The following is a 24,051-nucleotide window of genomic DNA, read 5'->3' as shown; positions in this document are numbered from 1 at the left end:
CTCCGCGCCGGTCGAGGGACCGGTCACGCGTGTGAAAGCGAGATCGACATCGAGGTCGAATCGAACCGCCGTCCGGCGCGTTTCTCGATGTCGATCGCATGGCGGCATCGCACGACGAATGCCTCGACTCGACTTGCGTCGCTCGATCGCCGCCGCGCCGAATCGTGCCAAGCCGGCCGCCGTCGCGGCGGCGCCTTCTCGACCGCCGAGCCGCTCGCGTGCCGGCGTTCGCTAACGCGCATCGAAGCCGCGGCGATACGCGGCCGGACTCGTCGCCGCGATGCGCCTGAAGTGCCGGCGCAGCGACTCCTCCGAGCCGAATCCCGCAAGCGCGGCGACGCGCGCGACGGGCAGCGCGGGATCGCGCTCGATCATCTCCTTCGCGAGCCCGACCCGCTCGCGGATCAGCCACTCGTAAGGTCCGAGCCCCGTCGCATCCCGGAACTGCCGCTGCAGCGTGCGCGGGCTCATCGCCGCGCGCGCGGCGAGCGCCGCGAGCGTGTGCGGCTGTGCAGCATGCGCGCGCATCCAGTCGATCAGTTTCGCGAGCCGGTCGCCGCCGACGCTCGGCATCGGCCGCGGCACGAACTGCGCCTGGCCGCCGTCGCGATGCGGCGGCAGCACGAGCCGCTGCGCGACGCGATTCGCGATCGCACTGCCGTGATCGCGACGCACGAGATGCATCAGCATGTCGAGACCCGCCGCCGAGCCCGCTGACGTGACGATCTGCCCTTCATCGACGTAAAGCGCATCGGGATTCACGCGCAGCGACGGATAGCGCGCCTGCAGGCGCTCCGCGTAGCGCCAGTGCGTCGTGACGGTCGCGCCGTCGAGCACGCCCGCCGCGGCAAGCACGAACACGCCCGAGCAGATCGAGCAGAGCCGCGCGCCGCGCCGGTGGGCCGCGCGGATTTTCCTCAACAGCGGCTCGGGCGGCGTCTCGTCCGGATCACGCCAGCCGGGAATCACGATCGTGTCCGCGCGATCCATCAGCGCGAGCCGATACGGCGCCTCGACCCGGATGCCGCCCGCCGCGCGCACGGGCCCCGGCTCGCTCGCGCAGACCGCGAAGCGATACCAGTCGACGCCGAGCTCGGGCCGCGGCAGCGCGAACAGTTCAACGACGCAGCCGAATTCGAAAGTGCAGAGGCGATCGTACGCAAGCGCGACAACGAGATGATCATGCATGGCGCGATGTTACCGGAAGTTGTCGATCGCGCCACTGTCACGCCGCGCGTGCAATCCGGATACTGAGCGCTCGTTTGCAACCGCACCATCCGACACGAGGAGAACCGGGCATGTCCCACGTCACCGAAATCCCCGCCGCCGACAGCACTGCCGCCGTCGCGCACTTCGCCGCATCGCTCGGCTTCGAGACCGATTGCTGGGACGTCCACGACGCGCTCGCGTCCGGCGCGCCCGATTTCGTGCTGCTCGACGTGCGCAGCCCCGAGCGATACGCGGCCGGACACGTGCCCGGCGCGCTCAATCTGCCGCATCGAAAGATCATTGAAAGCAAGCTGTCCGATTTTGCGCGAGACATGTGCCTCGTCGTTTACTGCGCGGGTCCGCACTGCAACGGTGCGGCGCGCGCGGCGCTCAGGCTCGCGCGCCTCGGGCGGCCGGTGAAGTTGATGCTCGGCGGCGTGACGGGCTGGCTCGACGAAGGATTCGCGCTCGCGCACGGCAACGGCGCGTAACGCAGCGTAAGGCGCGGATCGATCGGTTACGAAACCGCAACAATTAGTTGTCAGCACAACAACCGAAAAAGCGCGACAATCAGCACTATCACACGTGCGGCGTCAAGTCGCATCGCAGCACGAATGGAGAAACATCATGCAGATGGAAATCCTGATCCAGGTTGTCGGCTCGGTCGTCGCGATCGCGCTCTACTTTCTTCCGGCGATCATCGCTGATCGCCGCCGTCGTCGCGACAAGCTCACGATCGCGCTGTTCAACGCGCTGTTCGGGTGGACGGGAATCGGCTGGCTGCTGACGCTCTACTGGGTGCTGCAGCCGGACGCGGCCGTCGATTTCGCCGGCGACGTGCGGCTCAAGCGCCGCGCGCTCAGCATGAAAACGTTCTCGACAGGTCTCGTCGAACGTGTGCAGCGGCGAATCGCCGCGCAGGAACGGTGGGCGGAGAAGCAAGGCACTCGTTGAACCTGCGCGCGCTCGCAGCGCTTCCCGTGCGCTCCCATGCCGTGCCGATCGACAGGAACGGCACCGCAATCCACCCACGAAAACGGCCATGCCGCGCGTCCGTTCGGGCCGCGGTGCATCGATCGGCGGTCACGCATCCGCCGCCTTCCTGACAAATGCTCGACGCCCTGGCGCGATCGCTCCCGACTCACGCCTGCATGCCGCCGCGCACCGAGAGCGAGCGCATCCGCGCAAGCCCCGCAGAAATCGTCCGCGGCTCGAGCACAACGGCCTCGTTCGGGAACATCTCCTGGCGAAACTCGCCATGCTCGTCGAACCATTGGCAGATCACCCACTCGCCCGTGTCGAACACGACCGGGCCGGCATACGTCACTGTCATGCGTGGGCCGCCCGTCTTGAGCGTCACGACGTCGCCAATCCGAAATGAAGTGGTATGCGTATCACGGTAAGTCGTCATGGTGGCCTTTTCTCTGAAATAATTTATTTATTCATTTTTCCGGATCTTCGATCCGGCTATTTCTTCATCTCCCGGAGATTATCAATCGATGGAATAACCGGCAAGCCGCCATTAAAATTTTTCTCGACTCGGGTTAATAAGTCGCAGCATCGTTACGGCCCTTTGGCCGCCCCGACGGCGTGTCGGCACGGCCTCCGAAGCGGCGGTCGGCGCAGCTCCATTTGCTGCGCACCATTCGCCACCGCTCTAAATCGGCGCACCGATGCGTGGAAACGTTTCCAATTGTGGCGCGAATTGATTTTCAAATTCGTCGTGAGAAATTGGCGGCGTCTGAATATTGCCGGATGAAAGACTTTCGCAGTCCGCGCGGGTGCGGCGCCGCGTTCAGACGACGTACGCGCCCTTCGCGTGCAGCTCCGCCTCGGCCTGCTCGAGCGACGCGATCGCGTCGCCGCCCTCGAGCGCGAGCAATTGCGCGACGAGCGCCTCCACCAGCGCGTGCGCGGCGACGAGCGACGGGAAGAACGACGGGCTGTCGTGCGCAAAGATCAGCTGCGCGTCGGCATGCAGCGCGATCGGCGATACTGCGCTGTCGGTGATCGCGACGATCTTGCCGCCGTGCGCACGCGCCGCCTGCGCAACGCGCGTCGCTTCGGCCGAATACGGCGCGAAGCTGACGACGACGGTCACGCTGTTCTTCGCGATCGTCCGCAGTTCCATGTCGAGCGAGCCCGCGACACCCGTCAGCAGCGACACGGTCGGCCGGAACAGCCGGTAGCCATAGACGAATCCGAACGCGACCGGATAGCACGAGCGAAAGCCCGCGACGTGCACATGCGCCGCCTTGCGGATCAGCTTCGCCGCATCGGCGAGCGCCTGCGCGTTCTGCACGGCGGTCGCTTCGAGGTTGTGCTGCTGCGCGGCGAGCAGATCGGCCGCGAGCGACGCCTTCGCATTCGGCTTCACGAGCGAGCGGGCGCGCTGCGTGAGCGGTTGCGGCCGCGTGCGCACGCGCGCGACGAACAGATCGCGCAGCTCGTTCCAGCCCGGAAAACCGAACAGCTGCGCGAGCCGCACGAGCGACGCCGGCTGCACGTTCGCACGCAGCGCGACCTTGCGCATCGACGACACGGCCACCTCGTCGGGATGATCGAGCAGGAACGCCGCGCCCACCTGGAATTGCGGGCTCAGCTCGGAAAATTGCGCCCGAATCAGGGACGCGAGTTCGTCGAAATCGGCGGGCATCGTGATCGCGGAAAAAGTCGATCGGACATGGTATCACCCGCCCTGCGCGCGCGACGGACGCGAATGCCGCATGACGCAGGCGGCAAAGGCGTTTGCTGCAACGTGTCGGGTGATGCACGGATGCTCGGATGCGTGGACCTGGGGATGCGTGGACGAGCCAATCGATCATGCCGGGAAAGCCGGCGGCTCGATCACCAGCCGCCCCGACTCGATCCCGTCGATCCCTTCAATCCCTTCAATCCCTTCAATCCTCCGATCCTTCGATCCGCGATCCGTCGCCCCATCGACCCATCGACCCCGCCCGCCGTTGTCCCTTGTCCCGTAGATCGCTCGAGCGTCCGATCGCCCGACGACACACGTCCGGCCGCGCTCCGTCCCGCATTTCCCGACGCTTTAAGCCGCCGCTAAGCATCGACCGCTTATCATTCCCGCAAGCGGCATGCTCGCACGCGCGCGCACCGCACTACTCTGACGGAATCACGAAACATGCGCGTATTGCTCGTCGAAGACGATCCGCTCATCGGCAGCGGGCTCGAACAGGGGCTGAAACAGGAAGGCTTCGCGGTCGACTGGGTGCAGAACGGCGACGCGGCGACGCTCGCGCTGCGCACGACGCCGTATGCGCTGCTGCTGCTCGACCTCGGATTGCCGGACAAGGACGGCCTTGCGGTGCTTGCCGCACTGCGGCGCCGCGACGACGCGCTGCCCGTGATCGTGATCACCGCGCGCGACGCGCTGCCCGACCGGATCGCCGGCCTCGATTGCGGCGCCGACGATTACCTCGTCAAGCCGTTCGCGCTCGAGGAGCTGCTCGCGCGCATCCGCGCGGTGAACCGCCGCCAGGAGGGGCGCGCGCAGACGGTGCTCGCGGTCGGCGCGCTGCGCCTCGATCCGGCGCGTCATCAGGTGTGGCGCGGCGACGACGAAGTCGCGCTGTCGCCGAAGGAATTCGTGCTGCTGCACGAACTGATGCGCGAGCCGGGCGCCGTGATCTCGCGCGAGCAGTTCGAGGAGCGGCTTTATAGCTGGGGCGAGGAAATCGAGAGCAACGCGGTGCAGGTCCACATTCACAACCTGCGCAAGAAGCTTGGCCATGACACGATCCTCACCGTGCGCGGCGTCGGCTACCGGATCGGAGACGGCGCATGACCGGCGCGCCGCGCGGCTTCGTGCGCCGACTCACCGCGTCGTTGCGCGGGCGGCTCCTGATGTGGCTGCTGCCCGCCGCGTGCGTCATCGGCGTGCTCGCGAGCACGGGCACGTATTGGGGCGCGCTGCGCGAGCTCGACGACCTGCTCGACGACCAGATGCGCAGCATGTCGAAGCAGATCCAGGTCGACGACAGCGGCAAGCTGTCGATCGAGGGACGCGACAAGAGCGGGAAGCCGCATCCGGCGGCCTACGATTCCGACGACGTACTGCTGCAAGTGTGGCGCGACGGCAAGCTCCAGTTCACGACCGATTCCGCGACGCAATTGCCGCCGCCCGACGCGACGGGCTTCGTGAAGCTCGACGCAGGCGGCCAGCGCTGGCACACGTACGTGCGCGAGAGCGCGGGCACGACGATCCGCGTCGCGCAGCCGCGCCAGGCGCGCTGGGAGGCGATCGCGGGCATCGCCGTGCATCTGCTGTGGCCGGTGCTGTCGCTGCTGCCGCTGCTCGCGATCGGGCTGTGGCTCGGCATCGGCTACGGACTGCGGCCGCTCGGCGCGATCGCGGCGGGCCTGAAGCGCCGCCACGCGAACCACCTCGATCAGCTCGACATCACGACCGTGCCGACCGAAGCGCAGCCGCTCGCCTCCGAGATCAACGACCTGCTCGCGCGGCTCGATCGCTCGTTTACGCTGCAGCGAAACTTCATCGCGGACGCCGCGCACGAACTGCGCACGCCGATCATGGGCTTGTCGATCCAGTCGCAGCTATTGCAACGCACGACGAGCGCCGACGAGCGCGCGCACATCCTCGCGCAGATCCAGGCCGGCACGACGCGCCTGTCGCATCTCGCCGAGCAGTTGCTGACGCTCGCGCGGCTCGAGCCCGAAGCGCAATCGGCGCCGTTCACCGACATCGATCTCGCCGCGCTGTGCCGCTCGGCCGTCGCCGAGCGCTCGCGCGTCGCGAACGCGCAGCAGGTCGATCTCGGCGCGGTCGGCACGACGCCCGTCCGCGTGCAGGGCAACGCCGACACGCTGCGCGTGCTGCTCAACAACCTCGTCGACAATGCGATCCGCTACGCGGGGGCGGGCGCGCGCGTCGACGTTGACGCACGCGCCGACGCCGACGGCGCGCCGGTGCTCGAAGTGCGCGACAACGGCCCGGGCATTGCGGAAGCCGATCGTCCGCGCGTATGGGAGCGCTTCTATCGCGGCGGCGGCGCGCAGCTCGTGTCGGCGTCGGGCAGCGGGCTCGGGCTCTCGATCGTCAAGCGCATCGCCGAGCAGCATCGCGCAACCGTGTCGCTCGCGAGCGGCGCCGAGGGGCGCGGGTTGACGGTCACGGTGCGCTTCGACACGGCGCGGCAGTCGTGAGCGGCTCGGCGCGCGCTCGCGCCGTTCGGCCGGGTTGCTCGCCGACGGACGCGACGCGCGCGTGATGTCCGTCGCGTGCGTCTCGCGTTCGTCGCTAGGTCGACTCGGTCATTGCGCGTCGCACGGAGCGCGCTTGTCCACAATTTTTGTTGGCAAGCTTGTGGACATCCTGAGCATCCTGCAATCAAGTCATTGACGCAGCAGCGTTTTCCGCAAGGCGTCACAAACCCGGCAATCCGCGCTTGCGCGCGCACTTCCCGCGTCACGCGCGGCTCGGCATGCGCGCCCATTCGCTCGCGCCGATCGTGCGAAGCGCGCGTGTCGCTCATCGGAATCGCGTCGCAAACGAGCCCGCCTTTTCCACATTTTTTGTTGGCAAACTTGTGGACATCCTGGGTGCGCCATGCTCAACTTGTTGATCCGGCGACACTTTCCCGGACGCGTCAGGAAAGAGGCAGCGCGGGCGCGGGCCATCGCACGCCGGTCGCCGCCGATCAAATGCACATCGGCGAACGCGAACCGCCCCGCCCGGCCGATCCGGTGCGCCGGTCGTGTCGTCGCGGACGCCACTTTTCCACAATTTTTGTGGTCAAGCTTGTGGACATCCTGAGCATCCAATGCTCAAGCCATTGATCCGGCGACATTTTCCCGGACGCGTCAGATAATCGGCAAAGCACCGCAGCGAAGGCCCTTCCACGCACGCCGGCGCACGGCGACGCTCGATGTTCGATGTCCACGGGCGTTGCCCTGTCGAAATCGGCCGGCACGCGTTCAGCCTTCCGCGTTGCTCGCTTGCCTCGCCGTGTTTTCCACATTTTTTGTTGGCAAGCTTGTGGACATCCTGAGCATCCGACGGTCAACGCATTGATCCGATGAGACATTTCCGGAAGTGTCAGAAGTGCGGCAGCTCTGCCGGAATCAGTTCGCGGGACTCGCCGCGCTGTCGATCCGCCTTCGAGTTGCGCCACCTTCGCGCTCGCTTCAATCAACCCTCCACAACAGATTTTCGACTCCAAGGGTTTTCCACAGATTTTGTGCGCAAGCTTGTGGATATCTCACGCATCCAAGCGCCAAGCGATTGATGCATCGGGGTTTTTCCGAAATCGTCGTACTGTCGGCACAAAGCCGTCCGAAGCCTCGGCGACGATGTGCGGCGCGCGCATGCGAGCACGCGCGGCGGCCGGCGCGCACGCGTCGCGCCGGCCGCCGCGCCGTCGTCACATCCCCGCGCCGCTCCCGCCCGTCAGCCCGGATAGTCGAGCGTCGGATACCAGTCGGCGCCGCGCCCTTCGGGCGTCATGTCGAGGATCGTCCACAGCGGCATCGGATCGGGTGCGCCACGCGGATCCTGCCCCGGGTCCGCGCTCCAGCCGCCCAGCTCGCCGCTCCAGAAATGGCGGATCACGCCGTCGCGGCGCGTGAACACGTTGATCGCCGGATCTTCGCCGCCGTCGGCGTTGATCGCGTGATAGTCGCGGCTGTAGCGGCCGTCGAGATCGCAGTACAGCTTCAGGTCGCGCCAACCGCGCTCGCGCTTGAACGCGACGAGCCGTTCGAGCGGCGAGCGCGCGACGACCGCGAGCGCGACGCGCTGTTCGACGTCGCGCGCCTCGCCGTTCCATGCGCCGAGCAGCGACGTGCACATCGGACACGGACGCTCGCGCTGCGGCCCGAACATGTAGCTGTAGACGACGAGTGTCTGCTTGTCGCCGAACAACCCGGCGAAGTCGCACGGGCCGCGCTCGCCTTCGAAGCAATAGCCGCCCGTCACTTCGCCGCCCGGCGGCAGCGTGCGCCGCAGCGCGGCGACGCGCTCGACGTGCCGGCGCAGCTCGATTTCCTCGGCGAGCAGCGCGTCGCGCGCGCGGCGATACGCATCGCTTTCGTTCGGCCAGCGTGTCGTGTTGCGCTTCACGAGCTCGGCAGCTGGCGTCAGCGTAGAACTCACTGTCATGTCTGTCTCCTGTCAATCGAACGATTCAATCCCGATCGGGCGCGCCGAGCGGGAACAGGTGCCGATACGGACGCGCCTCGTCGACCGCGCGCGCGAACGACGGCCGCGCGAGCAGCCGCTCGCGATACGCGCGCACGCGGCGCAGCGACGCGTCGATCGAACGCACCCAGTCCGCATAGAAGAGCGACGGCGCGGCCGAGCAATCGGCGAGGCTGAACGCGCCGCCCGCCGCCCAATCCCGGCCTTCGAGCGTGCCGTCGAGCCATGCGTACGACGTGTCGAGCATCCGGCCCGCATCGGCGACGCCGCGCGCGTCGCGCTCGGCCTCCGGGCGCAGCGCGTCGAACACGATCTTCTGCAGCGGCGTCGACACGTACATGTCGAAGAAGCGGTCCATCATCCGCACGTCGAGTGCCGCGCCGGCATCGGCGGGCAAGAGCCTCACGGGCCGCGGGTAGCGCAGGCCCAGGTATTCGACGATGATCGTCGACTCGACGACCGTGCGGTCGCCGTCGACGATCATCGGTATATGCTTGAGCGGCCACCGTGCGGCGAACTCGGCGTTCGCGTCCGGGGTGTCGCCCCGCAGCAAGCGCCACTCGAACGGCAAGCCGCACTCGTACAGCGCGACCAGCACCTTCTGGCAATACAACGAAAACGGGTGTCCGTAGAACTTCAAGCTCATCGCTTTGCCCCTCGGTTGCGGCGGCGCGCCCGATACGCGCACGCCGCCCGTCGAAAGATGTGCGGGGCAGAACCCGCCGCGCCGCGCCTCACCTCGCCGTGCGCTCGCGCCGCCGACGCACGCGCTACGCGCGCGTCGGCGGCTTTCGCGCTCATCGCGCGGGGGGCGCGCACTTCTCCATCCCCTCGCGAATCTGCTCGTGGGTCAAGTCGTGCTTGTGCGTCGCGACCGACCAGCGATGGCCGAACGGATCCTCGATCTGGCCGTAGCGGTCGCCCCAGAACATGTCGGACGGAGGCATCGTCAGCTTCGCGCCCGCGTCCACCGCGCGCGCGATGACCGCGTCGACGTCCGGCACGTACAGATGGATGAACACGGGCGAACCTTTCAGCGCTTTCGGCCCGAGCGCGCCGCAGTCCCCCATTTCGTCGACCAGCATCAGCGTCGAATCGCCGATCCTGACGGCCGCATGCATCAGCCGCCCGGATTCGCGCGACGGCAGCCGCGTGATTTCGACGGCGTCGAACGCCTTCTTGTAGAACTCGATCGCGGCGGCGGCGCCGTCGCAAATCAGATGAGGGGTCAGCGAGTGCATCCCCTCGGGGATCGGTTTGACTGCGGTAGGCATGATCGCGGCTCCTAGGCTCCGAATGGGTTCATCGAACGAGCGCGCCGCTCGCGCGGAGACGCTCTATCGCCACGACGAACGAATCAGGCGGAAATCGACATACGCCGCAAAATAAATTTCAGAGGTCGAGAAGCAGGCCGCAACCGGCGCGATCGGGGATCGACACGGCGGGCGCGGCGGACGCCGCCGCGCAATTCGTCGAACCGCGAGCGGCAGGCCGGAACATGCGCGCGGCGGACGACGAAGCGAAAGGAAAAGGAATCGGTCACGCACGGCGGCCGCACCTGCCGGTTATCAACAATTTCTGTCGACAAACATGTGGATATTCTGAGCACACGCGCGCCAACCCGTTGAAACCGCGACGCTTTCCGCAGTGCGGCAATCCGCGGGCAGCGGCCGCGCGTCAGCGTTTTTCGAGGTTTGCCTTCAGCTCGCTTGCCTTGTCGCGCAACGCCTCGTAGCCGGACCGCGCGTGCTCTGGCAGGTCGGGATCGCCGACGAGCGCGCCGAGCGTCTCGATCAGGCTGAACAGAATGCCCTTCGCCGCGCCGACCGCGATGCTCTGCGACTGAATCGATTCGTGCAGGTGGTCGACCGCCGCCTCGAACTGCTCGAGCTTCGGCTGGTCGTCGTGCGGACGTGCATCGTCCGGCTTCTCGTTCGTCATGGTGATTGCCTCCAATATCGGCGCGTTGCGAATCGTTGATCGACGCCGTCATTGTATGGCGCGCAGCGCGCGCCGGACGCGCGCCAGCGCAATCTTTACAGCACCGCGACGACGCGCGCGCTGCCGGGCTCGGCCGCCGCGACCACCTGCCCTTCGACGCGCCGGAACGTCAGCGACACGCTGTCGTCGCCGACGCGCAGATCGTCGACCCGCAGCCAGTCGACGCCTTCCGGCAGCTCCGGCCGCTCGATCCGCACTTCGCCGCGCGCCGCGTCGACGGAAATGCCGAGGCACGCCTGCAGCATCATGAACGGCGCACCCGCCGCCCACGCCTGCGGCAGGCACGCGACCGGATACGCGGTCGGCGGCTCGCCGCGCCGGCGCGGGAAGCCGCAGAAGAGCTCAGGCAGCCGCATGTCGAAGCTCACGGCCGCCTCGAACAGCGCGCGCAGCAGGTCGAGCACCGAGCGCTTGTCGCCGTAGCGCGCGAGGCCGCGCGCGGCGAGCGCGTTGTCGTGCGGCCAGACCGAGCCGTTGTGATACGCCATCGGATTGAAGCGCGGCTGCCCGGCCGCGAGCGTGCGCACGCCCCAGCCGGTTCTGAACAGCGTCGAGCCGAGCACGCGCGCGACCGATTCGCCGCGGCTCTGCTCGGGCAGGCCGAATGCGAGCAGATGCGCGGCATTCGACGCGAGCACGCGGCACAGCTCGCCGCGTCCGTCGACCGCGATCCCGTAGAAGCCCGCTTCCGGCATCCAGAACAGCGCCTCGACCTGCTCGCGCAGCGTTTTCGCGCGCTGCGCGTAGCGCACGGTGTCGGCCGCGTGGCCGCGCCGGTGCGAGAACGCCGACATCGCGTCGAACGCCGCGCACGCGTACGCCTGCACTTCGACGAGCGCGATCGGCCCGATCGGAAAGCGGCCGTCCGCATGGAACACCGAATCCTGGCTGTCCTTCCAGCCCTGGTTCGCGAGACCGCGCGCGGACGTGCGCTGATAGTCGAGCAAGCCGCGCGGATTGCGGTCGCAGACGCTCGTCACCCATTGCGCGGCCCGCTCGAGCGCGGGCCACAGCTCGTCGATCAGCGCCTCGTCGCCGGTGTGCTCGAGATACGCACCCGCGAGCACGACGAAGAGCGGCGTGGTGTCGACGCCGCCGTAGTACAGCGCGAACGGCACTTCGCCCGTCGCCGCCATCTCGCTTCTGCGGAACTCGTGCATGATCTTGCCCGGCTCCGCGTCGCGAAACGCGGACGTCTCGCGCGCCTGATGCTCGGCGAGAAACCGCAGCACGCCGCGCGCGAGCGACGGCTGCAACCACAGCATCTGCAGCGACGTGATCACCGCATCGCGGCCGAACGGCGTCGAGAACCACGGGATGCCCGCGTACGGATACGGGCCGGTTTCGAGCGACGTCGTCAAGAGACCAAGATCGGCGAGCGAGCGGTCGAGCCACGCGTTGAAAAGCGGATTGCTCGTGTGCACGCGCGCAATCGTGCGCCGCCGCTCGCGCATCGCGCGATGCACGTCGGAGAGCGCCTTGCGGAGCGCGCCGCGCCCCGTCGCGATGCACGGCCGCTGCACGAACGCGCCGCCGCCCGGATGCGCCGCGCCAATGCGCGCCTCGACCGTCAGATACAGCGATACGCACGCCTGCGCGGCGAGCGTCAGCGTATAGTCGGCGCGATCGACCGACAGCGTGTCGGGCTTCGGCTCGAAACCGATCTGCACGCTCCGCTCGACGGCGTCGAGCCCGTCGTAACGCAGTTTGACTGCGCCCGCCTCGACGCACGGCGGCGCGATCGCGCCGCGCCGCTCGCGCCGCGATCCGCGCACTTCGAACATGTCCTTGAAGTCCGCACCGAACGACACCGACAGCGGCACTTCGGCGTCGCTCGTGCCGTAGTTCGTCAGCGTGAGCGCCTCGTACAGCACGTTGTCGGCGAGCACCCGCATCCGCTCGATGTGGATCACGCCTTCGGGCGTCTCGCTGCCGCCGAGCGGCGGCAGCGGACGATTCGTCAGGTGCGCGGCGAACGACGCGTTGTCCACGCTCGTCGCGCCCGACAACAGCGACGGCGCGCGGCCGCCGAACGTCAGCCGCCATTGCGACAGCACACGCATGTCGTCGACGAAAAAACCGTCGTCATGGCCGCTGACGTCGCCGAGCGCATCACTGACGACGAACGCGTTGCCCGTCTTCAGTACGAACTGGCTGCCGCGCGCGGCCGTCTGCGTGTCGGGCTCGGGCGCGATGAACGCGAGGGGGGACGGCGTCGCCGTCGTCTGCGCAGTGGGCGCGGGTGAAGATGCGGACGCGGCCTGCGGCGCGCGCGGGGAAGAAGTGTCGGCTTGCCTCGGCATCGGAACTCCTGGGCTGGACGCGGCGCGCCGGGTGCGTCGCGTTTTCCGCACAGGATAGGACAGAACGCGTCGGATGCGCAGCGTCGGCTGGGGTGCGATCATGTCGATCGCACGTATTTCGCCGATTTTGCGGTCTTGGGTGAGGATCTGTCCGAGGGATTGGCGAGTCGATGGATCGGTTGATCGATGGATCGACAAGTCTGCGGGTATGCGGGTCAATGGGCCGATGTGCCGACGCGGCGTCCGATCGACGCGCCTCCATGTGTCAATGGAGCCACCCGCCACGCGAACGCGCCCGCCAGCCCCTTCCTTCGCCGTCATCGTCGCGCTCGGCCCCGCCAACGGCCGGCCACAAGCCTGCTATTTTCTTGAACGCACGCTGCTCATGTTGTCCCTTCCCTGCTATCGAAAATAGACGTCGAAGGAAACTGCCTGGCACGGCTGGACATGCACCGACGATTCGGAGAACCGTCGAAACGAAGCGCCTCGTCCGGCTGCGCGAAGGCGCCGGCTGCTTCGAAAGAAAAACGAATGATCGAAAACTCATGAAAACGCGAACGCTGATCGGCTAAGCGAACGGCATGACGGCCCCCCCTCCGGCGACGACATCTCGAGTTGGTCTAGTTGATGCATATGGCCACTTGTGAAAAGGCAATATCAAAGCAAATAGATATGCAAAAAAATCGGAACGATCCTCTTCGATGTGTCGGCAGCGGACTCGATGCAACACGACGCTTCCATTCGCGGGACAAAGTCGTCGAGGGTTTCGAAAAACAAGAATCGTTCCGGACGAGATCGCATGACGCCGCGCGCGCAATGGACTCGATGCACGACATGACGCGCGAAACCGGCGCAACGCGAGCGCAACAGGCTCATGTCCCGACGACGCGCCGCACGCTCCCGTCCGGATCGGCAACACGCACTCGCCATCCTCTTTGGCATTTCCGTCGATTCTTCCTATTATTTCATTTCAATTCCCGCAGATGACAGATAGCAAATTCATTCGCCTATCAATCATCTTTCAGTTTGCCTTGGCATTCGAATAAATATTAATCGCGTCATTTGAATTGATCTGCCTCAACGCAGTAACCCCGCCGTCCTACAGGATAGAAACAGAACCCGCCACATGAACGGAGGCCATGATGGAAATTTCATTGAGAGACCTGCTGACGGTGCTGCACGGAATGGGATTCGGCGCGTTGTTCATGCTCGCCTTTTCCGGCGCGCTCGCCGAGCTCTATCGCATGTCCGCGCCCGGCGCGCCCGCCGTGCCCACGCCGCGTGAACACCGGCTGCTGATGATCTATCTGTCGGCGATGGTGATCCTCGCGTGGGCGACGGTGTTCTCCGGCGCATACGTCGTCTATCCGTGGTATCGAGCGGCGCCGCCCTCCGGCCTGACCGATCTCGCGAATTATCCGCAGCGTCTGTTGATGTCGAGCCGCGACACGTCAGGCTGGCACAGCCTCGGGATGGAGTGGAAGGAGCACGTCGCCTGGCTCGCGCCGATCGCGATGACGATGGTCGCCTACGTGTTCGGCAAGTACGGCCCGGCGCTCGGCAGGCAACGCCAGATTCGCAACGCGGTGCTGGCGTTCACTGTCGTCGCGTTCGTCGCAACGGGCGTCGCGGGCGCATTCGGCGCATTCCTCAACAAGTACGCGCCGGTCCGTGGCGGCGCCGCCATCCATCTCATGACGGGAGAATGAAGATGCATACCTCTCATCCGCGCCCCCCCGCGCAGCGTACTGCCAGCGCAGGACAACCTCAGTCATCCGTAGCGAACGAGCCGGCGACCGCTTCGTCGCACACGAATGCGCCCGCTTCGGTCGACGTGCTGCCGAACGGTCCGGCCGCCGCCGCCATTCTCGCAGCCGGCATCGGCTGCTTCGCCGTCGGGCTCTTCGCGCTCGCCGGCGACGCGTTCCGCTCGATTGCGCATTTCTTCACGTTCTACAAACCCACCGGGCCGCTTTCGGGCGTGACGACGAGCGCGATCGTCGTCTGGCTGCTGTCGTGGGCTGTGCTGTCGCGCCAGTGGCGCGCGAAAGCGGTCGCGCTCGGCCGCGTGACGGCAATCGCCTTCGTGCTGTTGACATTCGGCATCCTGCTGACCTTCCCGCCGTTCATGGATCTGCTGCAGGGCAAGTAGCCGCGCGCATGTCGAGGGAACATCACGCGCCCTCGGCACGCGCGGCGCTTCGCGTTGCGTTGCATAAACGACAAAGCCCGTGGCAACGACCTTCGACGATTGATCCAAATCAATTTCCACAAATACGGCGCTCTTACGCTCACGTCACCGATATCGATCGATTCATCGAACAATGAGTTGGCATCACGACTGATTTTAAACAATCGAAACGATATTGAAAGAAAAAGACAATCGTAAAAAATATCGGCGAGAACATCGTTTTGAATACGCTAGAAAAAAGGCGGCTCCTCACGGGAACCTGTTCGACAAGCCCTAATGAGAAACAAGAAGGGGGGGCGGTATGTTAAATCGCATCCGTCGCGGTCTCACCGCAATACTTGCCTGCGTGTCCGGGGTGCTGTTTCTGTCGAACGACGCCGCTGCGATACCGGCGTTCGCAAGACAAACGGGGCTCGCCTGCGTCGCCTGTCACGTGAGCTTTCCGGAGCTCACGCCGTTCGGGCGCTTCTTCAAGCTGACGGGCTACACGTTGTCGAACAAGTTCACGATCCCGCTCGCGGGCATGGTTCAAGTGTCGCAAACCAACACCCGCTCGATCGACAACCGGAATTACGACTTCGTCCGCAATCAGGACGTCGTGCTGCAGCAGGCGAGCCTGTTCTACGGCGGCCGCATCGCAGGCTCGGTCGGCGCGTTCGCGCAGTGGACGTACGATGGCGTTGCGCATCACAGCGGCATCGACAACACCGACATCCGCGCGGCCGGACACTTCACCCGCGACGACGTCGACTTCATCTACGGCGTCACGGTCAACAACAACCCGACCGTCTCCGATGTGTGGAACAGCACGCCGGCGTTCGGCTATCCGTACGCATCGAGCAGCGTATCGCTCACGCCGACGGCAAGCACGCTGATCGACGGCGGACTCGCGCAGCAAGTCGTGGGCTTCGCCGCATACGCGTTCTGGCAGCGCAGCATCTACGCGGAACTCGGTTTCTATCGGACTGCCGATCAGATGTTCTCGTTGTTCCGCACCGGCCAGGACATCAGTACACCAGGCGGCGTAATGCGGCTGAGGGGCGCGAATCCGTACTGGCGCGTCGCTTACAACCGCGAATGGGGCCCGCACTCGCTGATGCTCGGCACGTTCGGCCTGATCGCGGACGTGTATCCGGACAACACGATGCCCGCAACGCCGACCGACCGCTTCACCGACATCGCCCTCGACGCGCAGTATCAATATCTGACGCTGTCGCATGCGTTCACGACGCAGTTCACGTTCATCCACGAGAAGCAGAACTGGAGCGCGAGCTTCCCGAGCGGAGGCATCGGCGCGGGCCCGACGCCCGCCAATCCAACCGACCATCTGAACACGTTCAAGGCGAAGGCTTCGTACTATTACCAGCGCAAGTACGGCGCGACGCTCGCGTACTTCTCGACGACGGGCGATACCGATGCGGGGCTCTATGGCGCGACGCCCGTAACGGGCAGCGCGAACGGCAGTCCGGACACGCGAGGCATCATCGCGGAGCTCGACTATCTGCCGCACCCGCAAGTGAAGCTGTCGTTGCAGTACACATGGCTCCTCAAGTTCAATGGAGGACGCTTCAACTACGACGGCAACGGCCGAAACGCGAGCGACAACAACACACTGTACTTCCTCGCGTGGTTCGTGTTCTGAGGTCGACCGCGCACATTCATCGCCAACCCGCTTGCCCCGCCGAGAACGATCATGAAGAAGCTGCTTGCGTTACCGATCTGGGTCGCGGCGCTCGCCGCCGCGCTCGGCGGCTGGCCCGCCGACTCCGCGCACGCGCAGAACGGCGCGCGGCTCGCCGCGCAGCTCTGCGCCGCCTGCCACGGCGCGCACGGCCGCAGCGAATCGCCGATGTTCCCTCGGCTCAATGCGCAGACGAACGAGTATCTGACCGCGCAGCTCAAGGGCTTTCGCGAGCATGCGCGCGGCGAGACCGACGCGCGCGCGTACATGTGGGCCATCGCGTCGCAGCTCGACGATGCGACGATCGCGTCGATCGCCGACTACTACTCGCATCAGGAACCGACGCACGGCGAACCCGGCGATCCGGCGCTCGTCGCGAAGGGGCAGGACATCTTCGAGCATGGCGTGCCGGAGCAGGGCACGCCGGCGTGCGCGTCGTGCCATGGGCAGAACGCGCAAGGCGTCGGCACGTTTCCGCGGCTTGCGGGACAGCACGAAGCCTACCTGTTGCGGCAAATCCAGGTGTTCAAGAACGGCACGCGCGCGAATGCGCCCGTCATGAGCGCGGTTGCGCATACGCTGAATACCGATCAGGCGAAGGCCGTCGCGGCGTGGTTGCAGTCGCGTTAGCGAGGTGCGGCGGGCAGCCGGGCACTTGACGGCGCAGCCGAATCAGCGATTCTGGCCGATATCGTCCGCATCTTCGTCGCCGACCTCGAACCCGCCCCGCCCCATCGCCGCGCCGGCGCCGCGCACCGCGCAGGTCAGCGGGTCGTCGGCGACCCGCGCGACGAGCCCCGTCTCGTCGTAGAGCCGCTTGCCGAGATGCGCGAGCAGCGCGCCGCCGCCCGTCAGCACGATGCCGCGATCTGCGATGTCCGTGATGAGCTCGGGGGGCGCGTTCTCGAGCGCCCCCTTCACCGCGCTCACCACCTGGTTCAGCGGCGCGGCGAGCGCGTCGGCGATGTCGTGGTTGCTGAGCTGAATCGTGCGCGGCAGGCCGTCCGCGACGCTGCGCCCGACCGCATGGATCGATTCTCGCGGCACCCGATAGCTCGCGACGCCGATCACCTTCTTCACGTGCTCGGCCGTATGCTCGCCGAGCAGCACGCCATACACGTTGCGGACGTGATTGACGATCGCCGCGTCGAACTGGTCGCCGCCGACGCGGATCGCCTCGCGATAGACGATCCCGCCGAGCGCGATCACCGCAACCTCGGTCGTGCCGCCGCCGATGTCGACGACCATCGATCCGACCGCCTCCATCACCGGCAGCCCCGCGCCGAGCGCGGCGGCGAGCGGCTCGCTGATCAGGCTGACCCGCGATGCGCCCGCCGCGAGCGCCGCCTCGCGGATCGCGCGCTGCTCGACCGCCGTTGCATTCGACGGCACGCAGATCGTGAACTCGACGCGCCGCCCGAACAGCGAGCGCGCGTGCGACATGCCGACGAACTGCCGCATCATCTGCTCGGCCGCGTGATAGTTCGCGACGACGCCGTGCCTGAGCGGCCTGACGGCCTCGAGATGCTCGGGCGAACGCCCGAGGAGCGCCTTCGCCTGCTCGCCGACCGCCTCGACGCGCGCCTTCTCCGTCGGGCCGCCCCGCTTGCGGAAGCAGACGACCGACGGCTGATTCAGTACGACGCCGCGATCGCGGACATAGATCTGCGTGCTCGCGGTGCCCGGATCGACCGCGACGTTATGCGCAAAGAACCTTCCGAGAAAGGGTGCCGCCATGGTGAAGCCTCTATCGAATCGTGTGGAAGGATTTTGCGGATGCGTCGCCGGCCGCCCCCCGGGCCGGTTGCCGGCGACGAGCACAATCCACTCAGTCGCTTAGCGGCAGGATGCCTGAATACTTTAGGAGATTTCATGAATTTTCTATAGAGCGCCAGGTTGCTTTGCGCCGCCCGCCGGGGCGGATCGCGACAACGCGTGGTCGCGGCCCGGCAAAAGCGGTACTCTCTCGCTTTTGCCGATTCCGGATCGGCCCTCCCGATTGTTCAGTCCGATCACGCCATAGCAACGATAATGACGGTGCTCGCCTCCTTCGCCCGTCCGGGCCTTCGCGTTCCCGGCCTCGTGGCCGCCTTCCTGTTCGTCTGCGTCGCGGCGGGCCGGCCCGCGTCCGCCGATGCGGCCGACGCCGCCGCTGCCATGGCGGGAGCCGCCGCAACGCCGGGGGCCATGCCGGCGGCCGCACCGGGCGCGACGCCCGTCACGGCGACGAAAGTTGCTTCGGCGGCCGCCGAGACGTCGGCGACGGCGTCGCCCGCCTTGGCTTCGGCCACTGCGGGTTCGCCCACCTCCGTGGACGCCGCGGCCGCATGGTCTTGGGTCGCCGGCCGGCAAGCCGCCATCGCGTCGAACACCGCATCGATCGCCGAGACGAACGCCGGCGCAACACCACCGGCCCCGGCGTCGCCCGCTTCCGCCTTGCCCGCTCCGGCCGCCGCGTCGACGTCCGCCCAGGCCGCGCCGTCGTCGGCCGGCGCGGGCGAACTCGTCTGCACGCCTGACGGCGGCAAGCCCGGCCGGCCGTCGATCGGCCTCGTGCTGTCGGGCGGCGGCGCGCGCGGCTACGCGCATGTCGGCGTGCTGAAGGTGCTCGAGGCAAACCGGATTCCGGTCGACTGCATCGCGGCGACGAGCATGGGCGCCGTCGTCGGCGGCCTGTACGCGACCGGGATGACCGCGCAGGAAATGCAGCGGCGGCTGTCGCAGGTGAACCTCGCCGACATCGCGTTCGACGTGACCGACCGCGCGGCCCTGCCGCAAAAGAAACGCGAGGACGACCGGCTCTACATCGACAGCCTGACGATCGGCTTCGATTCGAAAGGCTTCAAGGCGCCCGTCGGGCTCGTGCAGGGCAACCGGCTGCAGGCGCTCCTCGCGAACTGGACGGCCGCCGTGCCGACGAACCAGCCGTTCGACCGGCTGCCGATCCCGTATCGCGCCATCGCGACCGACCTGCAGACTGGCCAGAAGGTCGTGCTCGACCACGGCTCGCTGCCGCTCGCGATCCGCGCGAGCATGGCGCTGCCGGGGCTCTTCTCGCCCACCGAGATCGACGGCCGCGCGCTCGTCGACGGCGGGCTCGTCGGCAATCTGCCCGTCGACGCCGCACGCGGGATGGGCGCGGACGTCGTGATCGCCGTCGACATCGGCTCGCCGCTGCGTCCGCTGAACGCGCTGGCGTCGCCCGCCGACGTGATGCAGCAGATGATCGGCATCCTGATCCGGCAGAACGTCGCCGAACAGCGCAAGCAGCTGAAGGCGGACGACATCCTGCTGCAGCCGGACCTCGGCAAGCAGAGCTTCACCGATTTTCAGACCGCGAACCAGGCGATCGCCGCGGGCGAAGCGGCCGCCGTCGCCGCGCTGCCGCGGCTCATGCGCTACGCGCTGTCGCCCGAGCAGTACGAAGCGTACCGGGCCGCGCACATGCGGCCGCCGCCGCAGCCGATCCGCATCACGTCGATCGAGATCCGAACCAACGGCTCGTCGGTGCCGAAGCGGGTCGTGCGCAACGCGTTGCGCGTGAAGCCGGGCGACGTCTACGATCCGCAGGCCGTGAGCACCGACCTGCTATCGCTGACGACAAGCGGCAATTTCGAGAACGTCACGCAGCAGATCGTCAACGAAGGCGACGAGCACCGGCTCGTGATCGATGCGCAGGAGAAGTACTGGGGGCCCAATTTCCTGCTGTTCGGGCTCGGGATGTCGAGCAGTTCGACCGACGAAGGCGGCTTCCGGCTGCATCTCGGGTACCGGCGGCCGTGGCTCACGCCGTCCGGCCTCGAGTTCCGCGCGGACACGACGCTCGGCAGCGATCTACAGTCGGCCCACGTCGAAGTGCGGCAGCCGCTGTCGGACAAGATCGGCTATTACGTCGCGCCTTATGCGGATTATCAGCGGCGTTTCGCGAACCTCTACGACGGAGAGAGCGACGTCAAGGTCACGCAATACCGCATCCAGACCACACGGGTCGGCCTCGACCTCGGGCTGCCGCTCGCGCGGCTCGGCGATTTCCGCATCGGGCTCGCGTATACGCACCTGGCGGCCGCGCCTTCGTACAACCTGCTGCTCGACGGGCTCGTCGATGAAAACGGCAATCCGATCAGTTCGCTATTCCCGTCTTGGTACGGACGGCAGATCAGCGCGCGCGCCCGGCTCGTCATCGACCAGCTCGACGATCCGGTCTTCCCGCGCAAGGGCTATTTCGCGGAATTCCGCGCCGAGCGATCGCTGTCGACGAGCGACGACAAGTTCACCGACGTCTATGGCAAGCTGATGGTCGCCGAACGATTCGGCCGACACAGCATGAGCGCGAGCGTCGAGGCGGGCAAGAGCTTCGGCGGCGTGAATCTCAGCAATCCGCTCGGCTATACGCTCGGCGGCTTCCAGCATCTGTCCGCGTACGCGGCCGACCAGTTGAGCGGCGATGCGCTCCTTTACGGCCAGATCACGTACATGAATCAGTTGGCGACGTTCAATGCGTCGCCGATCAAGGCGCTTTACGTCGGCGCGAGCGCGGAAGTCGGCAACGTGTGGTCGCTCGATACGACGATAAGCAGCGGTCCGCTCAAGCAGAGCTACACGTTCTTCACGAGCCTGACCACGTCGTTCGGGCCGGTGTACGTCGGCGTCGCACTCGCGCCGGGTGGGCGGCGCAACCTCTACTTCCAGCTCGGCCACTCATATTGAGCCGGCCGGGTCGGGCGCGGCCGTCCCGCCGGCACGGCGCGAGCCGGCGCGGGGACGAATGCGCCGCGCCGGGCCAAATGCGCAATTCGATGCCGACCGACGGCGCGCTGCCGCACGGCGGTTCGGGTCGAGGCGCACGGATGCAGGCGTGCGCGCCGCATGAGCGCACTGGCGCGCGTCACACCGGCCAGCTCATCTCGAAACGCGCCCCCGACAGCAGCAGCGGATCGACGACGGCGACGCGCCCGTTGTGCGCCTGCAGCACCTGCCGCGTAATCGCGAGGCCGAGGCCGTAGCCGGCCGTATGCCGGTCGAGCCGCACGAACGCCTCGAAGATCCGCTCGCGCTCGTCGAGCGGCACGCCGGGCCCGTCATCCTCGACGTAAATCTCGATGTTGCCGTGACGCATCCGCAGACCAGCCTCGATCTGTCCGTGTGCGTGCTTGCTCGCGTTGCGCAGCAGGTTGCGCATCGCATATGACATCAGCCGCTTGTCCATCTTCACGCGCACGTCGGCGGGCAGCGCGACGCGCGCCTCGATCGCCTTGCTCGGATACAGCAGCGCGGCGTCGGCAACCTGCTTGTCGAACCACGCGACGAGCGCCGTCTGCTCGAGATTCGACTGTAACGAACTGTATTCGAGCCGCGCGTACGTGAGGCTCATGTCGATCAGCTCGTCGAGCTCGGTCACGTCCTGCTCGATGCTGTCGATCGCGTTCTGATACTCGGCCGCCGATCCCGGCTCGCGCAGGTTCTCGAGCGCGAAGCGCACGCGCGCGAGCGGCGTGCGCAACTCATGCGAGATGCCGTTCGTCAGGTCGCGCTGCGCGGCGATCAATCGCTCCATCCGCATCGCGAGCGCGTTCAGCGTGCGCGCGAGCGGCCCGATGATCACGCTGCGCGACTCGCGCGCGCGCGTGTTGAAGCGCCCGCCCGTGAAGTCGATCGCGCGCTCGCGCACCATCACGAGATCCGACCACACGGGCCGCATCCAGCGATAACCGGCGAGCGCCGGCACCGCGAGCACGAATGCCGCGAGCGGCAGCACGCCGCCCGGCAGCGCGTCGAGTGCGCGCCATACGGTGCGCGGTCCGAGCGCCGAACATAGCGTCGCGCTCGTCCCGCCGACCGTCACCAGCACGAGGCCGACGAGATGCAGATAGGTCCGCAGGTAGAGGCGCGACCAGCTCGGGATCCGGTCGGCGCGCGTGTCGGTCCACGAGCGGCGGAAATGCAGCCAGCGCCATTTGCAATAGCGAGGCGGGGACAATCGGTGCGCTTGCGTGCTGTTCATCTTCGTGTCGCGAATGTCGGGAAATCGGTGCTGTGAATCATCGAGCGGAATCCGGCCGCAGCGGCGGCAGCGGACGCGCGGCGAACGGCGGCGGACGCGCAGCCGGCTTGTCGGCCGGGCGGGCGTGTACAACGCGAACGCCGCGATGTTTCACCGAGTGAAACCGCAGCGAACGTCGCGTTGTCGCGTTGCATCGCGACGCGCCGCATCGTCTCGCGCCGCATCGCAGCGCACGTCGTCGCCGCACATCACAACGCGGCGTCGCGTATGCAGTTCGACATTGCCGGCGCGGCACACGCCGTTTCGAACCACGAAACGCGCCGCTGTCGCAAACGGTCCGCGCGAAATCGAAACCGCTCGCGTCGACGCGCAGCTTACTCCCAAGCGTTCTTGCTGAATTGATAACCCTTGCTGCGGATGGTCTTGATCCGCTGCGGACAGCTCGCGTCATCGCGCAGCTTGCGCCGCAGCTTCGAGATCCGGCCATCGATCGTCCTGTCGAGTCCGTCGAATTCGACGCCGCGCAATTGCAGCATCAGATCGTCGCGACTCACGACTTCGCCCGCATGGCAGGCGAGCACCCACAGCAGGTCGAACTCCGCCGATGTCAGCTCGGGCGTCGTGCCGTCGGGCAGAACGACGGTCCGGTTCGTGCGATCGATCGTGAACTTGCCGAACGTGTGGCTTTCCGGCTGGCCGCCCGCGCCGTCCGCCTGCCGTACCGGCGCGCGGCGCAGCTGCGCCTTGATCCGAGCAAGCAGGATGCGCGGCTCGACCGGCTTGTGCACGTAGTCATCCGCGCCGAATTCGAGGCCGAGCAGTTCGTCGAACGGCTCGTCGCGGGCCGTCACCATGATGATGACCCCGTCGTAGTGCTCGCGCGCCTCGCGGCAGATCTCGAACCCGTCCTTGCCGGGCAGGTTCACGTCGAGAATCACGAGATCGGGCCGCCCCGTCAGAATCGCGTCGACGGCGTCGTCACCGTTCAGCACGGCATCGACGACGTACTCGTGTTTGCGCAGGTAGCCCGCGATCAGCGTGGACAGACGATTGTCGTCCTCGACGAGGAGAATCCGGAAAGGCATGGGCAAATCAGTCGATATAAAAGCCAAATATTATTTGAAACAAGGAATTAGCGCGAACCCAAGAAACTGCCGCACCCACTTTGTAAGATCCCGAAACATTTCGAATGATACTGCGGCGCGGGCCAATGGTTGAAACCGTTCCGTCGGCGGCCCTGAAAACCCCGCGTCAACAGTCCGCCCGGCGCGGCTTCGGAACGCCTGGCGCAACGGCCGACGCGGATGCGGCGCGCGTCGCGCACGCCGGGGACGATCGGCCGCGGTCCGCGCGCTTTTCCCCGCGCATGCGTTCGTCGCGCCGCCGATGCGCCGCCGATGCGCCGCCGATGCTGTCGCGGACAAATAGAAATGTCCGGTTTTGTAGCAAATGAAATGTCCGCATGTTGGCGGGGGCGGCAAGCCGGCG

General features: G+C 66.8%; 20 protein-coding genes. 9 read left to right on the top strand and 11 right to left on the bottom strand.

Annotation, left to right across the window (positions count from 1 at the left end; all coding sequences use genetic code 11):
* Positions 1–231 precede the first annotated feature (231 nt).
* A complete protein-coding gene (gene ftrA, locus WS69_RS04500) occupies positions 232–1,188 on the bottom strand; it encodes a transcriptional regulator FtrA (protein ID WP_059469605.1) in 957 nt (318 codons plus the stop codon).
* Between the two features lie 110 nt (positions 1,189–1,298).
* On the opposite strand from ftrA, the gene WS69_RS04495 reads away from it, so the two are divergent.
* Positions 1,299–1,700 carry a rhodanese-like domain-containing protein gene (locus WS69_RS04495; RefSeq protein ID WP_059469604.1) on the top strand — a complete coding sequence of 134 codons (402 nt, stop codon included), beginning with the start codon at positions 1,299–1,301 and terminating at the stop codon, positions 1,698–1,700.
* Between the two features lie 136 nt (positions 1,701–1,836).
* Entirely contained in the window at positions 1,837–2,163 is a 327-nt protein-coding gene (locus WS69_RS04490) for a superinfection immunity protein (RefSeq protein ID WP_059469603.1), read from the top strand.
* Between the two features lie 187 nt (positions 2,164–2,350).
* On the opposite strand, the gene WS69_RS04485 is transcribed toward WS69_RS04490, so the two are convergent.
* Both WS69_RS04485 and WS69_RS04480 read right to left on the bottom strand, forming a co-directional pair.
* Positions 2,351–2,620, bottom strand: coding sequence for a YodC family protein (locus tag WS69_RS04485; protein WP_059469602.1), 270 nt, complete (start codon positions 2,618–2,620; stop codon positions 2,351–2,353).
* 384 nt (positions 2,621–3,004) lie between these two features.
* The gene (locus tag WS69_RS04480) at positions 3,005–3,865 is read right to left on the bottom strand and encodes a MurR/RpiR family transcriptional regulator (protein ID WP_059469601.1); all 861 of its coding nucleotides are present in this window, start codon (positions 3,863–3,865) and stop codon (positions 3,005–3,007) included.
* A gap of 486 nt (positions 3,866–4,351) precedes the next feature.
* Here WS69_RS04480 and WS69_RS04475 point away from each other — a divergent pair, with 486 nt between their 5' ends.
* Both WS69_RS04475 and WS69_RS04470 read left to right on the top strand, forming a co-directional pair.
* Positions 4,352–5,014 (top strand): response regulator, encoded by a 663-nt coding sequence (locus WS69_RS04475; RefSeq protein ID WP_059469600.1) that lies wholly within the window; start codon positions 4,352–4,354, stop codon positions 5,012–5,014.
* The gene (locus tag WS69_RS04470) at positions 5,011–6,393 is read left to right on the top strand and encodes an ATP-binding protein (RefSeq protein ID WP_059469599.1); all 1,383 of its coding nucleotides are present in this window, start codon (positions 5,011–5,013) and stop codon (positions 6,391–6,393) included. The genes WS69_RS04475 and WS69_RS04470 overlap by 4 nt, the downstream gene beginning before the upstream one ends.
* Positions 6,394–7,636: 1,243 nt before the next feature.
* Here the strand turns inward: WS69_RS04470 and WS69_RS04465 are convergent.
* The 5 genes from WS69_RS04465 to WS69_RS04445 form a co-directional block, all read right to left on the bottom strand.
* On the bottom strand, positions 7,637–8,347 hold the full coding sequence (locus tag WS69_RS04465; RefSeq protein WP_059469598.1) for a DUF899 family protein: 711 nt from the start codon (positions 8,345–8,347) through the stop codon (positions 7,637–7,639).
* A 25-nt stretch (positions 8,348–8,372) separates the two neighbouring features.
* Positions 8,373–9,032 carry a glutathione S-transferase family protein gene (locus WS69_RS04460; protein ID WP_059469713.1) on the bottom strand — a complete coding sequence of 220 codons (660 nt, stop codon included), beginning with the start codon at positions 9,030–9,032 and terminating at the stop codon, positions 8,373–8,375.
* 151 nt (positions 9,033–9,183) lie between these two features.
* A complete protein-coding gene (locus WS69_RS04455) occupies positions 9,184–9,660 on the bottom strand; it encodes a VOC family protein (protein ID WP_059469597.1) in 477 nt (158 codons plus the stop codon).
* 403 nt (positions 9,661–10,063) lie between these two features.
* Positions 10,064–10,327, bottom strand: coding sequence for a hypothetical protein (locus WS69_RS04450; protein ID WP_059469596.1), 264 nt, complete (start codon positions 10,325–10,327; stop codon positions 10,064–10,066).
* Between the two features lie 95 nt (positions 10,328–10,422).
* Entirely contained in the window at positions 10,423–12,690 is a 2,268-nt protein-coding gene (locus WS69_RS04445; protein WP_059469595.1) for an amylo-alpha-1,6-glucosidase, read from the bottom strand.
* A gap of 1,163 nt (positions 12,691–13,853) precedes the next feature.
* Here WS69_RS04445 and WS69_RS04440 point away from each other — a divergent pair.
* The 4 genes from WS69_RS04440 (at position 13,854) to WS69_RS04425 (ending at position 17,192) form a co-directional block, all read left to right on the top strand.
* Entirely contained in the window at positions 13,854–14,399 is a 546-nt protein-coding gene (locus WS69_RS04440) for a hypothetical protein (protein ID WP_082715951.1), read from the top strand.
* Positions 14,396–14,842 (top strand): hypothetical protein, encoded by a 447-nt coding sequence (locus tag WS69_RS04435; RefSeq protein WP_059469593.1) that lies wholly within the window; start codon positions 14,396–14,398, stop codon positions 14,840–14,842. Before WS69_RS04440 ends, WS69_RS04435 begins: the two co-directional genes overlap by 4 nt.
* Positions 14,843–15,182: 340 nt before the next feature.
* Positions 15,183–16,523 carry a cytochrome C gene (locus tag WS69_RS04430; RefSeq protein WP_082715938.1) on the top strand — a complete coding sequence of 447 codons (1,341 nt, stop codon included), beginning with the start codon at positions 15,183–15,185 and terminating at the stop codon, positions 16,521–16,523.
* 51 nt (positions 16,524–16,574) lie between these two features.
* Entirely contained in the window at positions 16,575–17,192 is a 618-nt protein-coding gene (locus WS69_RS04425; RefSeq protein ID WP_059469592.1) for a c-type cytochrome, read from the top strand.
* A 42-nt stretch (positions 17,193–17,234) separates the two neighbouring features.
* On the opposite strand, the gene WS69_RS04420 is transcribed toward WS69_RS04425, so the two are convergent.
* Complete coding sequence (locus WS69_RS04420) at positions 17,235–18,299, bottom strand: rod shape-determining protein (RefSeq protein WP_059469591.1); 1,065 nt, start codon at positions 18,297–18,299, stop codon at positions 17,235–17,237.
* 294 nt (positions 18,300–18,593) lie between these two features.
* Between WS69_RS04420 and WS69_RS04415 the strand changes: the two genes are divergently transcribed.
* Complete coding sequence (locus WS69_RS04415; RefSeq protein WP_059469590.1) at positions 18,594–21,269, top strand: patatin-like phospholipase family protein; 2,676 nt, start codon at positions 18,594–18,596, stop codon at positions 21,267–21,269.
* Between the two features lie 178 nt (positions 21,270–21,447).
* Here the strand turns inward: WS69_RS04415 and WS69_RS04410 are convergent, their stop codons facing one another.
* Both WS69_RS04410 and WS69_RS04405 read right to left on the bottom strand, forming a co-directional pair.
* A complete protein-coding gene (locus WS69_RS04410; RefSeq protein ID WP_059469711.1) occupies positions 21,448–22,563 on the bottom strand; it encodes an ATP-binding protein in 1,116 nt (371 codons plus the stop codon).
* 374 nt (positions 22,564–22,937) lie between these two features.
* The gene (locus WS69_RS04405) at positions 22,938–23,648 is read right to left on the bottom strand and encodes a response regulator (RefSeq protein WP_059469589.1); all 711 of its coding nucleotides are present in this window, start codon (positions 23,646–23,648) and stop codon (positions 22,938–22,940) included.
* Between the last annotated feature and the right edge of the window lie 403 nt (positions 23,649–24,051).

The organism is Burkholderia sp. BDU5 (assembly GCF_001522845.1).
Taxonomy (GTDB): domain Bacteria; phylum Pseudomonadota; class Gammaproteobacteria; order Burkholderiales; family Burkholderiaceae; genus Burkholderia; species Burkholderia mayonis.
Note: the sequence above shows the minus strand (reverse complement) of the source record. Positions and strands in the feature narration are given on the sequence as shown.